General features: G+C 53.9%; 13 protein-coding genes and 1 tRNA gene. 5 read left to right on the top strand and 9 right to left on the bottom strand.

Annotation, left to right across the window (positions count from 1 at the left end; genetic code table 11):
- The 5 genes from VAE57_RS02785 to VAE57_RS02765 all read left to right on the top strand — a co-directional run.
- The coding region (locus VAE57_RS02785; RefSeq protein WP_322820388.1) for a branched-chain amino acid ABC transporter substrate-binding protein at nt 1-518 on the top strand (518 nt) is incomplete at its 5' end.
- Between the two features lie 78 nt (nt 519-596).
- Nucleotides 597-1,763, top strand: coding sequence for a branched-chain amino acid ABC transporter permease (locus VAE57_RS02780; RefSeq protein ID WP_322820387.1), 1,167 nt, complete (start codon nt 597-599; stop codon nt 1,761-1,763).
- A gap of 5 nt (nt 1,764-1,768) precedes the next feature.
- Complete coding sequence (locus tag VAE57_RS02775; protein WP_322820386.1) at nt 1,769-3,118, top strand: branched-chain amino acid ABC transporter permease; 1,350 nt, start codon at nt 1,769-1,771, stop codon at nt 3,116-3,118.
- A 2-nt stretch (nt 3,119-3,120) separates the two neighbouring features.
- Entirely contained in the window at nt 3,121-3,903 is a 783-nt protein-coding gene (locus tag VAE57_RS02770) for an ABC transporter ATP-binding protein (RefSeq protein ID WP_322820385.1), read from the top strand.
- A gap of 102 nt (nt 3,904-4,005) precedes the next feature.
- On the top strand, nt 4,006-4,722 hold the full coding sequence (locus VAE57_RS02765) for an ABC transporter ATP-binding protein (protein WP_416208423.1): 717 nt from the start codon (nt 4,006-4,008) through the stop codon (nt 4,720-4,722).
- An 859-nt stretch (nt 4,723-5,581) separates the two neighbouring features.
- Here VAE57_RS02765 and VAE57_RS02760 read toward each other — a convergent pair.
- From VAE57_RS02760 to VAE57_RS02720, 9 genes are all read right to left on the bottom strand, one after another.
- Nucleotides 5,582-5,657 (bottom strand) — tRNA-Gly (locus VAE57_RS02760).
- A 47-nt stretch (nt 5,658-5,704) separates the two neighbouring features.
- Nucleotides 5,705-6,388 (bottom strand): response regulator transcription factor, encoded by a 684-nt coding sequence (locus VAE57_RS02755; protein ID WP_322820384.1) that lies wholly within the window; start codon nt 6,386-6,388, stop codon nt 5,705-5,707.
- Nucleotides 6,389-6,426: 38 nt separating this feature from the next.
- Nucleotides 6,427-7,275 carry a redoxin domain-containing protein gene (locus tag VAE57_RS02750; protein ID WP_322820383.1) on the bottom strand — a complete coding sequence of 283 codons (849 nt, stop codon included), beginning with the start codon at nt 7,273-7,275 and terminating at the stop codon, nt 6,427-6,429.
- A 32-nt stretch (nt 7,276-7,307) separates the two neighbouring features.
- Complete coding sequence (locus VAE57_RS02745) at nt 7,308-8,405, bottom strand: J domain-containing protein (RefSeq protein WP_322820382.1); 1,098 nt, start codon at nt 8,403-8,405, stop codon at nt 7,308-7,310.
- A 172-nt stretch (nt 8,406-8,577) separates the two neighbouring features.
- The gene (gene ccsA / locus VAE57_RS02740; protein WP_322820381.1) at nt 8,578-10,971 is read right to left on the bottom strand and encodes a cytochrome c biogenesis protein CcsA; all 2,394 of its coding nucleotides are present in this window, start codon (nt 10,969-10,971) and stop codon (nt 8,578-8,580) included.
- 82 nt (nt 10,972-11,053) lie between these two features.
- Nucleotides 11,054-11,473 (bottom strand): cytochrome c maturation protein CcmE, encoded by a 420-nt coding sequence (locus VAE57_RS02735; protein WP_322820380.1) that lies wholly within the window; start codon nt 11,471-11,473, stop codon nt 11,054-11,056.
- 18 nt (nt 11,474-11,491) lie between these two features.
- Complete coding sequence (locus VAE57_RS02730; RefSeq protein ID WP_322820379.1) at nt 11,492-11,704, bottom strand: CcmD family protein; 213 nt, start codon at nt 11,702-11,704, stop codon at nt 11,492-11,494.
- A 3-nt stretch (nt 11,705-11,707) separates the two neighbouring features.
- Nucleotides 11,708-12,667 (bottom strand): cytochrome c biogenesis protein, encoded by a 960-nt coding sequence (locus tag VAE57_RS02725; protein WP_322820378.1) that lies wholly within the window; start codon nt 12,665-12,667, stop codon nt 11,708-11,710.
- A 745-nt stretch (nt 12,668-13,412) separates the two neighbouring features.
- Nucleotides 13,413-14,162 (bottom strand): heme exporter protein CcmB, encoded by a 750-nt coding sequence (locus tag VAE57_RS02720; protein ID WP_322820377.1) that lies wholly within the window; start codon nt 14,160-14,162, stop codon nt 13,413-13,415.
- Between the last annotated feature and the right edge of the window lie 19 nt (nt 14,163-14,181).

The raw sequence follows: 14,181 nt of genomic DNA, 5'->3' as shown, positions 1-14,181 counted from the left end.
CCAATCCCGATCTGGTCTTCTTCGGCGGTATCTACGACCAGGCCGGCCCCTTCTTCCGCCAGGCCCGCGACCGTGGCATCACTGCCCAGTTCATGGGACCAGACGGTCTGGAGTCGTCTGAGCTGGTCGATCTGGCAGGCGATGCCGTTGACGGCATGCACTACACCACTGTCGCTGCTCCGGTAAGCCAGTTCCCACGTGCGGCGAAGTACGCTCAGGACTACCAGGCCGCATTCGGCGATGCTGCGCCGGCCTTCTCGGCCCAGGCGTATGATGCGACCAACATCTGCGCTGCCGGCATTCTGTCCGCAGCAGTTGCAGCCGGTGGTAAGCCAACCCGCGCCCAGGTTGTGCAGGCTATCCGCAATCTGCCACCATTCCCCGGCATTACCGGCACGTATGACTTCAATGCTAAGGGCGACCCAACGGTTGCTACCTATTTCGTGTTGAAGGTAAACGCGGCTGATTGGAATCAGAACGAGTTGATTAGCCGTCTGGAAATTGCGCCTCCACAATAAGCAGCAGGTTGTTCGCGTTGCAGTGCGCGAGAAAGAATTTCTCGCGCACTTGCCCAATCCATAAGTTCGGGAGTTTTCATGGCTGTCGATGCAACGGTTGCACCCACGACTGCACGCCGATCTCTCGGTGAAGTGCTTGGGGTTGTCTTCGGTCCAGTTGGACAATTACTGGCCTTTATTGTCGGAAGTGCTGCTGCCCTATCACTGATCGTTATCGTACTTGCCCTGGTACTATCCCCCAGCCAGCCTGACATCATGCAACGGGTAGTGATCATTCTGCCCCAGGTCATCATTGACGGGCTGGTACGTGGCTTCCTGTTCGCCACCATCGCTCTCGGCTACACGATGGTTTACGGCGTGCTCGAATTCATTAATTTTGCCCACGGTGAAATCTTCATGATTGGTGGCGTGGTTGGTGCCACTGTGAGTTTTCTCCTGGTAAGCTCTGGCACTTTGGCAAGTGTACCGCCACTGATCTTCGTGTTGCTGGTTGTGTTGATCGCCATGGCCTTTTGTGGAACCCTTGCCGTTACCGTCGAGCGGATTGCATACCGTCCGCTTCGTAATGCACCCCGACTGGTACCATTGATCTCGGCTATCGGTATGTCACTCGTCCTGCAAGACCTTGCCCGCCTGGTGATGACCAACAGCCCCCTGGGTTTTAATGCCCGTTATCAAACTCCCGATTTCGGGCAGCCGATTCGCCTGTTTGAAATGCAGATCGGCGAACGGAGTGTACCGGTTATTCTGAGTCCGCGCGATTTGATCTTTATTGTCGCGGCCACCCTCATGTTGATCGTCCTGAATTATGTCGTCAATGCCACGAAACTGGGTAAAGCAATCCGGGCCACCGCTCAGGATATGCCAACAGCGAGTCTAATGGGTATTGATGTTAATCGGATCATTGCGCTGACCTTCTTGATCGGTGGAGCACTTGGTGGCGCTGCCGGTGCACTGTTTGGCCTGCGCATTGGTACCGTGAATCCATATATGGGTTTGATCCCTGGCCTGAAAGCATTTACCGCCGCTGTCTTAGGTGGTATCGGTAATATCACCGGTGCAATGGTTGGTGGCATTGTGCTCGGTTTTCTTGAGGCCTTTGTGGCGGCGTATCTCGCTATCTTCACCGGTGGTAATTTCTCAGGTGCGGCCTATGCCGATATTGCCGCGTTTAGTATCCTGATCTTGCTGTTAATTTTCCGGCCTTCCGGTCTGCTCGGTGAGGCGACAACGCAAAAGGTGTAAGCAGTATGACTACGAGCACTTCGCCGCAGAGCCTTTGGCAGCGCGTAACGACTTCTCTGAGCAGTGGGCCAACCGCATACGCATTTCTGGTTTTCTACGTGCTCGTCTGCTCTTTCCTGCTCTTGACCAATCCGCGAACCGAATTGAGCACCGACATCGTGTTTGTGCTCTTCATGTTGTCGATGCTGGTAGCGTATCGCTCGCGGGTCGCCGGTTGGTTCAAGGTCGTACTGGGGGTATTTGCCCTTGGTATCGTTTTACCGTACTTCGGCACCCTCAACCCGTTTTACATTGATGTTGCTACTCAGGCCGGTATCTTCACAGCGCTTGCTCTGGGACTGAACGTTGTCGTCGGCTTTGCTGGCCTCCTTGACCTCGGATATGTCGCTTTCTTTGCGGTGGGTGCATATGCCTGGGCTATCTTTAGCACTCCACAGATCAGCGAGATTAATCCGGCCTGGGGTCCGGTCGATCCGATCATGTTCTATCCTTTCCTGATTATCGGCCTCATTCTCGGTTTAATCACCGGTGTCTTGCTTGGTTTACCGGTACTGCGTCTCCGTGGCGACTATCTGGCTATCGTGACCCTGGGTTTTGGTGAAGTGATTCGAGTTGTTGCGAACAACCTGGATCGTCCTATCAATGTAACTAACGGCTCACAGGGCATTCGCGACATCGAGCGACCTCCACTCGTGCTGGTCGATCTGGTGCGAAATCTTGGCGTTGTTGCCGACGATAATCGCCTTTACCAGCTCTTTTTCTACTACCTCGTTCTGATTATCCTGTTGCTAACCGTGATTGTCGTGGCTCGCCTGAAGAATTCGCGTATCGGTCGGGCCTGGGAGGCGATTCGGGAAGATGAGGTAGCAGCAGTTGCGCAAGGCATCCCACGGGTACGCATGAAACTGCTGGCATTTGCGATTGGTGCATCGTTTGCCGGCGTGATGGGAGTGGTCTTTGCCTCGAAACAGCTCTTCATCAATCCGCCGACCTTCGACCTGCTGCGCTCAATCAATATTCTGGCAATGGTCATTCTTGGCGGTATGGGATCAATCCCCGGTGCCATGCTCGGAGCCATCATTGTAACCATGCTCGATTTGCAGATCCTGCCTCGCACGGCTGCTGTGATCCGTGAAGCCCAGGCTGCCGGTTTACCCATCCCACGCCAGTTCGATCCTACTCAGTATCAGCGCCTCTTCTTCGGGCTATTACTGGTGATTATGATGATCTTCCGTCCTGAAGGATTGTGGCCTGACGAGCGCCGGCGCGAAGAGCAGCACGAGGTCGAAGTGCCTGAAGAGGAGCTTGATGCCGACAAGTCGGTTGCACCAACCGGTGCCGATATGGGGAGATAGCCATGGCGCTTTTAGAGGCTTCCAATATTACAAAAATCTTCGGTGGTCTGGTAGCGGTTAATGATGTAACCTTCACCGTTGAACCGGGTAGCATCGTCAGTGTGATCGGTCCAAATGGTGCCGGCAAGACAACGTTCTTTAATGTGCTAACCGGAATCTACAAACCAGACAAGGGGCGCGTCATCTTTGCTGGCCAGGACATTACCGGTTGGCGGTCGGATCAGATCGCTGCGTTAGGAATGCGACGAACCTTCCAGAATATTCGCCTCTTCAACAACATGACCGTCCTGGAGAACGTGCTTATCGGTATGCACGTTCATTTGCAGGCTTCAATCTGGAGTATCATCTTCCGTGCCCGCAATATGTTGCGGGAAGAAGCAAAGGCGCACAACAAGGCGATTGAGTTGCTCGAATTCGTAGGTATTGCCGAAAAACGCGACGAGCTGGCCAAAAATCTGCCTTACGGCGACCAGCGTCGGCTTGAGATTGCCCGTGCACTGGCCGGCGATCCTAAAATTATCCTGCTCGATGAGCCGACCGCCGGTATGAATCCGCACGAGACGACCGAAGCAACTCAACTGATCTGCCGCTTGCGTGATGAACGCGGCATTACTGTGATCTTGATTGAGCACGATATGCGGTTGGTGATGTCTATTTCGGAACGAATCTCCGTGCTCGATTATGGCAGCAAGATTGCTGAAGGTGATGTGCAGGCAATCCGTACCAACCCACGAGTCATTGAGGCCTATCTTGGTAAAGGTGCTGCCGCCGGTCACGCGGCCTGATGCGGATTAGAGAGATAGCTGTGGCCTATGTTACGTCACCTGGTACAGGATAGTATAAGAGCACACACTTGAGTGGAGCCACGGCTTAGGATTGAGGAAATTATGGCGCTGCTGGAATTGCAGAATGTTCACACCTATTATGGCAAAATCCATGCCTTGAAGGGTATCTCAATGCGGGTTGATCCCGGCGAAATCGTTACCCTGATTGGCTCGAATGGTGCCGGTAAGAGTACAACACTGCGTACCATTTCCGGCTTGTTGAAGCCGCGACAGGGCCAGATTACGTTCAAAGGACAGCGTATTGACACATTGCCACCCCACGAGATCGTGAAATTGGGGATTGCCCAGTCGCCGGAGGGACGGCGGATTTTTCCGCGCCTTACTGTGTTGGAAAACCTGGAAATGGGTGCGTTTCTCTATAACACACGTAGCCCTGAATACCAGGCCGATCTTGATCGGGTATTGACACTCTTCCCCCGTCTGCGCGAACGGGTCAGTCAAAAAGGAGGTACCCTGTCAGGTGGTGAACAGCAGATGCTGGCGATTGGCCGGGCACTGATGACCCGACCGCAGGTATTGCTCCTCGACGAACCCTCGATGGGGCTGGCCCCAGTGCTCGTTGAGCAAATCTTCGAGATTATCCAGACGATTAATCAGCAAGGCACGACGGTCTTACTGGTAGAACAAAATGCGCTGCAAGCGCTCTCTATCGCCCACCGCGGCTATGTGTTGCAGAGCGGCGAAATTGTGTTAGAGGATACAGCAACGAATTTGCGCAACAACGAGATGGTACAGAAGGCGTACCTGGGTTTAGAATAAGGTGGTATTCGCTAACACGACGAGACCCAACACCCGGTGTAGCCATACGGTTATGCCGGGTGTTTTTTCACTGCACATATGGTGATACCACCGCCGGTTAACGTCGGTTAGTAAAGGCTGTACCGTCGTGCCCCTAGCCTGTCGCACAGGCGCATGAACACTTGCCAATCCCTACAACCAGGTATCCTGCGCCCAGGCTGCCGGTATGGCAGCGCGAAGGGCTGCCAACCACCGCCAATGCCATCACTCGTTGGATGGATCAGGTGCCTTACCCGCTTGTCAGCGCGTGGTGCGTGGTTGGAGTGCGGCAGTCATGCTGCCGCGCCACTCGTGCTCACCATCCGGCGCATCGCACACCGTTGACCCGGCTGGTCACAGGGATGATGAGTGCTCGTCACGATCATGGAGGCTGTTGGCACTGCATGAGATACCTCCTGGAAGTCATCACTCGTGATCACATCATCACACCGACCGCGGATACGGAGAACGGTGTTTCTGCCGCACACGCCGTGGTATTACTCGCCGGTGTAGATGCGGTCTCCTGGCCGGGCTGCACGTGTGACGCAGGTTTTGGCGTGCAGCAACCACGCTCCACCGTACGCACTGGCAGGCGTGAGGCACTGTGCGTACCTGTGCTGATACGCCACCCTGGTGTAGGAGGCATAAGCACGGGTTGGAAGCCCACTCTACGAGGAGTTGAGGATGCATCGTGGACAACGCCGTAAACTATTGTGCAGGGGCAGGACTGACCAATGCGATTGATAGCCTCGGCGATGACGTACACTATCAGTCATGAGGTTGACATGAAAGGATCGTGATCCTGAAATAAAAATTCCCTGGTTTAACCAACCAGGGAAACTGGAGCGGGAGACGGGACTCGAACCCGCGACATTGTGCTTGGGAAGCACACACTCTACCGACTGAGTTACTCCCGCACCCCATCAGCACGCTAAAGTATAGCATGTTCATCGTTGTCTGTCAATCAGGGTTCCATTCGATACCCGACTCCCCATTCGGTTAACAAAAGCTGGGGCTGGCGCGGATCGATCTCAATCTTGCGCCGCAAATGCCAGATATATACCTTGAGATAATCGTTATCGCGCATCGGCTCGCTACCCCATACGGCCCGCAACAATTGCTCGTGCGTTACAACCTCGCCGGCATGCTCAGCCAGCACCAGTAGCAATTGATACTCGGTCGGGGTGAGATCAACCAGTTCACCCCGTACACGCACTTCTCGTTTCCGCTGATCAATGCTTATCAGATTATTGCCAACCATGAGTGGGCGATTGGTTGCAGGTACTCGTCGTAGTAAAGCCCGGATCCGGGCCAGCAGTTCGTCGTAATTGAAGGGCTTGATCACATAGTCATCGGCACCCTGATTAAGCCCGGTAATAATATCTTCAGGCATTGTCTTGGCGGTCAACATCAAAATGGGTAACGAGGCAAATTCACGTACCTTCCGACAGACCGTCAATCCATCGAGGTCCGGTAACATAATATCGAGAATGACCAGATCAGGTCGTTGCTGACGGATAATCTTAATTGCTTCCAGACCACTGACGGTCTGGATAACGTGATACCCTTCCTGTTCAAGGCGGATCCGGATCAATTCCTGCAAACCGCTGTCATCTTCAACGACCAGAATAGTTTCCGGCTGATCCATACAGGTTCTCCGTTGTTACAACCCGCAATACCGACCAATTACTGCGATGTTTGACCGCCACCCACTGCGCGCAATTCGGTAAAGCGAGCTGTAATGTCGTCGAGGGTCAGTTCACCGATGTGAACGTAGCGAATCTGTCCATCGGGCGCGATGAAGAAGCTGGTTGGCAGAGGAAAGACCCGATACGCTTCAGTGATCGTGCCCTCGGTATCGAGTGCAATCGGGTATGTAACACCATACTGCGCCAGGAACGCAGCCACATCGGCAACAGTTTGTCCATTCACCTGCTCATCATCGGTAAGATTCACACCGATGACCATCAAACCCTGATTGGAAAACTGCTCATACGCTTGCTGCAAAGCTGGCAACTCCCGCTTACATGGTTCGCACCAGGTTCCCCAAAAATTCAGGACAACGACTTTTCCCCGGTATTGAGCCAATTCTATCGTACCACCACGCAATTCAGGGGCTGTAAAGTCAGGTGCCGGACGATTCACCTCACCCATCGCCTGGCCAGTAAGTGTTTCCCGGTTCGTAAATATCCATACACCTGCGACCAAAGCGACGGCTATGAATGAAAAAGCAAACACGCTCAGCCACTCACGTCGGCTCAGCTCACGACGTACTGGCCGGCTTACAGATGGAATTAGACCCTGACTGATGTCATACTGACGCCGCCGTTCAGGATCACGTAACACGTGGTACGCTCGCTCAATAGTCTGTAGCCGCTCTTGCGCAACTGCTTGCAGTTCATCATCGAGATCGGCAACCCGTTCCGGTGCGTAGCGTTGCCGTTGTTCGGCATAAGCGGCATCAATGGCTGCCTGATCGGCATCGGGGGTTATTCCCAACAGACTATAGTAGTTTGGTCTGTTCATAGTTGACATTGTAGCACACCTTACCCGAAAAGCTATATAGTTTATTGACCATACTCGTCAATCAAGATTTGCGCCTGTACTTGCAGTCCTGGAGCGACTCCTGGAATGGACAGGACAAGTTGCCACTGCTGAATCGCCTGCTCGGTTTGCGGCGGATCGACGGCAACCAGACAGATGCCATGCGAGAGTAACACGCGAGCATCTTGAGGTGCTGCCTGAAGTGCTTTTTCGGCCTCACTCAGGCCCTCTGCTGCCCGCTGTGGGTTATTGGTATCGAGACCGTAGTAGCACAGACTGGCGGCAATATCGGCACGAATAACATCGTTACCGGGTTGCAGTTCAAGGGCTTTGCGGTACGCATCAACAGCCTCCAACCAGCGCGGAAGTCGCTCCTGGTAAATTTGCTGCGCCTCGGTATTACCATTCGTCAGTTGCTCACGTACATACACGACACTATCGAACAGTGCATTACCAAGGTTGATCCAGGCATTCGGATTGTCGGGCACCTGGGTGGTGACTTGTTGAGCTGCAATCACTTGCCCCTCGAACTGATCGAGAATTTCGCGCAGGGTTGGTGTAGGAGGAACAATCGTTGCTACTGCTGTTGGTGCCGCAGGTGGTGGTACAACCAACGCTGTACTGATTAATGTGCCGAGCACGATACTAAAGGTCGCTGCTGCCACAACCAGCGACGGTAACAGCCAGACCGGCTGTTGGCGCCGCACGACACGACCACGAGCCACCGGAGATTGTCGTGAGTGTGGGCTAAGATATGGCTGCGGATTAAAACCTGGGGGTCGCTCCTGCCGACGGGCCGGCGGCAAAGGACGAAAATCGATCAGTTCATCGTCCATTTCGCTAACTGGCAGCGTATCTGCATTCCCTTCCGGCACCGACAGCGCAGGTTGAACCTCTTCTTTAAACCGTTGATCATACTCGGCGCGTCGCCGGGGATCACTTAACACCTGATACGCCCGCTCGATCTCGTCGCGTCGACGACGCGCCAGTTCGACCAATTCATCAGCCGCACCTTCCAGACGAGTCGGATCGTACCGTTCACGTAAACGTTCGTAGGCCGCACGAATAGCTTCGGCATCTGCCTTCGGATGAACTTGCAGGATTTCGTAGTAGTCAGCCATTGCTTTCACAACAACAATCGCGATTGGCGTCTCATCGGTCTGCCTGCCAACCGCGACTGTCCTTTATTCATCAATCATTACACGCTGAAACACATCAGATAGCTACCAACGGATGCTCACGTTCGGTCAGTATTTTCTGACCATATAATCCTGATCTGGTGTCCACAGGTTCCTAGTCGCCGGCCCCGCGCCAGCCCAGTTGAGCCGCCAGTTCCGGCAACGCTTTGGGCAGTCGTACTCGTGCGCCAGCCAGCGCCAGGCTACCTTCAAGGTAGCGCCGTACCAGTGCGATTGCACCGCCGATCACCATCATGATAACACCAGTCCAGACCAGCACAACCAGCGGTTTAACGCTCACCGCAATGACAGCCTTGGCCGGCACCACTGGCAATTCATCGAGACCAGGGCCGCTACCTTCGAGGAGCACCATCCGATTAGTCGGATCAAGCTCCGCCAGACGCAGGGTGTGGCCACCGGGGAGAGTGACCGGAATGAACTGCAACTCACCTTCATTCGTGGTCGGATTGGGGACAACTTCCACCCGCGGCTCAACCTCGAAGGTCTGACCTTCATAGATAACTTCAACCCGGGCGCCAACCTTCGCTTCACCACGCATCATTGCCTCGCGGTCGATATTAAACCCGCGGAAGGTCAACGTGTATGGCCCCATCTGTGCACTTTGATCCACACCTAACACCGGTCGCGAAGGATCACGTTCCGGGTCGTAACCTGCCGGTGAAATGTAGAGATCGTGCCAGAGATAGCTGTGGATCGAAGGCGTTTGCATGGTTGCGCCCATACGCTGATTGAAGTAGAGGTATGGCTGTGCCGAGAAGGTACCCGATCCGTCACTCACCGTGAGATCGAGGATACCGCGCTGTTGATCATCGAGCTGATAGCCGTTAAAGATAAACTCATAGCCAAACAATCGGGCCGACTCACCGGGAGATAGTGTCAGGCGTGTATCGGGAGTAGCATAAGCCGAAGAGGCCACCATCCCGATTGCCATCACCGTAAAACCGAGGTGAGCAAGATAGCCACCAATCCGTAACCAGCCACCACGCAGGGTACGGATAATCATCACCAGGTTCGTTCCAAACGCGAAGACTCCACCGGCAACATAAGTTAGGGAGAGCAGATCGCGCACATTGATAGTTATGGCCACAATAGCTGCCACTACTGCGAACACTGCCGGCCAACGCAATGCACGTAGGAGGTGGCTGAGATTAGCGTCGCGCCAGCCAAGGAGTGGCCCAATAATCAGCAACACGATTGCTACCACACCGAGCGGAGGTACTGTGCGTTGGTAGAAGGACGGGGCAAGTGAAAAACGACCATCTGCAAACGGTTGCGCCTGCGGGTTCATCAGGGTGCCGTCATCAAGCTCGAAATAACGCCCCATCCACTCTTGCAGCGTATGCCCCACCCCAGGAATGGCCGAAATGACCGGCATCGAGGTACCGATACCAACGACCAGCGCGGTCATGACAATGGTAATAATCGCCAGCACGAAGAAGCTATCACGCGAGAAGAATTTGTCACTGAGTGGACGGGCAGGAATATCGTTCCAGCGGGCCAGCAACGAGACAATGGCAACCGCTAGCAAGAAAATCTGAAAGCCAACCAGTCCCGCAAAAATCCCTTCGGCAACAAATGAGTGGACAGAGAAGTTAGCATAGACTCCGCTGCGCGTCATAAAGGTGGCGTAGAACACCGTGATGTACGTCGCTACACCCAACACGAGGTTGGTCTTTCGTAAGCCACCATGGGTACGTTGCACGAGCATACCGTGGATCAGGGCAGTCAGAATGAGCCAGGGTACCAACGACGAGTTTTCAACCGGATCCCAACCCCAATAGCCGCCCCAGCCCAGCGTCTCATAAGCCCAGTAACCACCGAGCAGGAGTGCCAGGCCCAAAAATGCCCAGGCCGACAATGCCCAGGGTAAGGCCCGTTTCACCCAGGTATCGTAATCGCGACGCCACAGCGCAGCAAGGGTAAATGCGAAGGGGATCATGGACAACGCATAGCCAACGAACAGAATTGGCGGGTGAATGATCATCCAGAAATTGTGCAAGAGGGGATTGAGACCGCGACCATCACCGGGAGTGAGTGCGACGCCAGTGTTGGGATCGACCAGAGGCTGGAACGGATTGAGCACCAGCACAAACCCAATGATCGCTGCCTGGATCGCCATAACGACTATCAACACATACGGCTCGAAATGTTTGGTACGGCGAACCAGTAACGCACTGGCAATTGCTCCCCATAGCAACCAGATCATAAAACTGCCTGGTTGGCCGGCCCAACTGGCCGCAATCGTAAAGAAGAACTCCAGATCGTGGGAGCTATAGTTGTAGACGTAGTCCAGATCAAAGCGGCGGGCAAGAAACACTGTAATCAGCAGCGTCCACGACATCAGCACACCAGCCAGTGCCGCATAGACGCCGAAACGAGCATAACTAAGCGCTACCCGCTGCCCACGCAAAACTAATCCATAACTGATAATCGCCAGCAAGGTCATCCCCAGACTGGCCATCAGGAGGAACGTACCAAAGAGATACATAGCAGCTCTTTCCAGCGCGGTTAAGGCCAATAATACGGTGAAAACCCACCAGCAGCAACCGTGTTACGGCTGTCGCTTTCGCTCATGGCTTTGCCTGATTCATTTCCTGATACTTCGACGGGCATTTCACCAGCAGATCGTCCGCCATGAATGCCTGCTCGGTCGGATCGTAGCGGCCAATGGCAACAATACTAATCGCCTGCTCGAAATTTGCCGGTCGCGGATCATCCGAGATGACTTTGATCAGTTTCCCGTTCTCATCTTGCAGCATAAAGGTAAACCGACCTTTTTCGTCAATCTCGCCGGTACTGCCCAGGAAGCCAGCCAACTGAACACTACGTGTGCTGCTCATCGCCTCGTCCACACTGGTAGTGTAGGCCCGAAAACCATCCTGGAAACCAAAAAAGCCGTAGACAACTGCCAGCAAAATAATTCCCAGACCAACAACATGCAGCGGCTTAATGGCGATACCACGACGCATTGGAGTAGTTGCAATAGCCATATCTTCCTCACTGATATTTCAACGGCGCTCAACCGGCTCGTCAGGAATACCGGTTTCACGCACCCGACTCACCTCAGCCACCGGCGGTATCGGTTCAGAGCGCTCTTGCTCACGTTCCAACTCACGTTTTAACGCACGTGCAGTCGCATCGATCCGCCAGAGGTAGATAAAGATAGTGATCCAGACCGACAAGACAGCGGCTGCTGCCACATAAATTGCTGCACTATCCATGGGTTAGGCCCTCCGCTGTTGGGCAATTGCCCATTGCAAGTTTAGCACCTGTGAACGTATCTGCAACATCCAGAAAAAGAGTGCGGTGAAGCCCAGATTTGCCGCTAAGAAGACGTAGAGTGTGCGGCGATTCTCTAGCAAATTGGTACCGGGAGCTTCCATATTCAACCGAACCGCACCGGTTGCCTCATTATACTCTTCAAGCCCAAGCCGGAAACGCGAACCGGGAAACTCAGGCCGGGCAGCCATCCCACCGTCAACCAGATCGAGGCTGGGGTAAAGAATTGCTTCGCTCTGCAAACCCGGTGTACTCACCTTCACTTCCGCCACCAGCAGATTACCCTGCCGCTCAAGGCCGAGCAACTGCACCTTCTGATCGCCGATTAATCCAACCTTGCCCACTTCCAGGACGACACCGTCGCAGTTGCTACCCTGAATAAAGGCACAATTGGGGTGCAGCGTACTATCGGCGATCCGTGGCGCGACGAAGAAGAGGAACGGCATCGTAACAAATGCAAAGAGCGAATAAACAGCACTGAGCTGACGACGTCGGTCAACATCGTCAATCGCTGCACGTAAGGCGAAAAGAGCAGCATAGATGAGGAGAAGGACAAAGATTGATGTTTGACGGGGATCCCAGTTCCAGAAAATACCCCACGCCACTTGCGAGAAGATCATGCCGGTGATAGTGGCCAGGAAGGTGAAGAGAAGACCTGCCTCCGCTGCTGCTACCGCGATATGATCATCACGCTCGCGCCGCCGCCAGAGGTAAAGACCACTGAAGATGGCTGAGATCGTAAAGGCGATCACGCTAACCCAGGCAGTGGGTACGTGGACAATAACAATCCGCCCAGCATCGCCTAATCCTTCATATTGAGGAACTATCAGGAAGGTGGCGATCACTACGCCGGCTATCCACAAACCGATCCCAATTTTTGCCATCTGTGCCAGCCGTTGCGTCATGGCAAACTGCTTTCTAGCCCTATGGGTGGTAGCCTATCTCTGCTTTGATCATCATACAACGTTGTTGCTTAAAAAACAAGGAACGTAAGTTCCAGTTGTGTTACCCGGTTAGTAATCTGACCCGGTATCGCGCTGCCACCACTGTTGTAGCACTATTGTTGGGACACTTTAACAACCCTTAAACATTGTATCATGACTGCCGTCGATTGTGATGGCAGATCACCTCTCTGCCATCAGATCGTGCTGCTATCCCCATCATAGCGATTGAGAAGGTTTTTTGCTATCTCCTGGCGGTAAGCTCATCAGAATGATCAGCTTTCGATAGATCGCCTGATCTGCAATTCTTGCAACAGTTCCATCACTAGAACACATCCCATAAAGCTGTGCGGTCGTGCAACCTAACATCGCACAGGCGCATGAACGCTTGCCAATCAACAACGACAGCCTATCCTGCTTCCAGCCCGTTGGCATGACAGAGATCAGCTTCGGTCGTGCCATCATACGCCGAACGGGTTGCGTTGCACACCTGTTATAGGCGGGTCGCGTCTTTTGGAGTGCGGCAGCCAAGCTGCCGCACCAGCCGTGCTTCATGCTATGCACGTGTCACACCGTTTTCCCTGGTGGTCACGAGCATGACGTGTGCTCTTGTCATGATACATGTAGTCTGTAAGTAATTAACGAGATAACTTCTACATTGCAATGCTCTCTAAGTAAAGACGGTGACTATACAATTTCCACTCACCTGTCAAGACTCCCACACAAAGGGAAAGAGCATCAATGAAGCGGTAAAGGTGACCACGACGTAGGCCAGCAGGAAGCGGACTGGGCCAAGAACAACATCAAAGGCGACGTTTTCAAGTGTTTGCGCAGTACCCTGGATGGCAACGATCAGGGGTGCGACGAGGAGTGGGAACGCCAGTACCGCAAAGAGGGCATTTTTGAAGCTGGCACGGGCAATAATGGCCGCAATGATGGTTGTTGCCGAGGTTAACGCCAGTCCTCCGGTCGCCAGCATTGCACTGAAGGCAAGTGGACTACCAACCTGGACGCGCAACAAGACGATAAAGAGCAGACTTGTTACCAGATCGAGGATCAGCACGAGCGTCAGGTTAAAGCAGAATTTGCCTAGAAACACCGCGGTTGGCGAGGCTGCCAGACGTAATGCGGTGAGGGTTCGTGTCTCCTCTTCGTAGACGAAGCTGCGGGAAAGTCCATTCAAGGCAGCAAAGAGGATGGCAACCCAGAGCAGGGCTGATTGAATCAAGAGTGCTTCTTCAGTACGACGCAAACCGAGAAAGCCAACACCGAGGCTGACCGCAGTCGCTGCACTGACCGCAAAGAGCAGAAGGGTGTTGATGGCGTAGCGTGTCCTGAGTTCACAGGCAATGTCTTTGCGAAAGATTGCCCAGGCCGCACGGAGCGTTGCTATTGTGCCACTAGACTGGGGCGTTGCATACGAGGGCGATTGGGCCTCAGTGTCAATTGATTCAGCCATACAGTTCTGTCTTCGCACT

The organism is Chloroflexus sp. (genome assembly GCF_034434295.1).
Lineage (GTDB): Bacteria > Chloroflexota > Chloroflexia > Chloroflexales > Chloroflexaceae > Chloroflexus.
The sequence above is the reverse complement of the archived record's forward strand: the minus strand, read 5'-3'. Positions and strand labels throughout refer to the sequence as shown.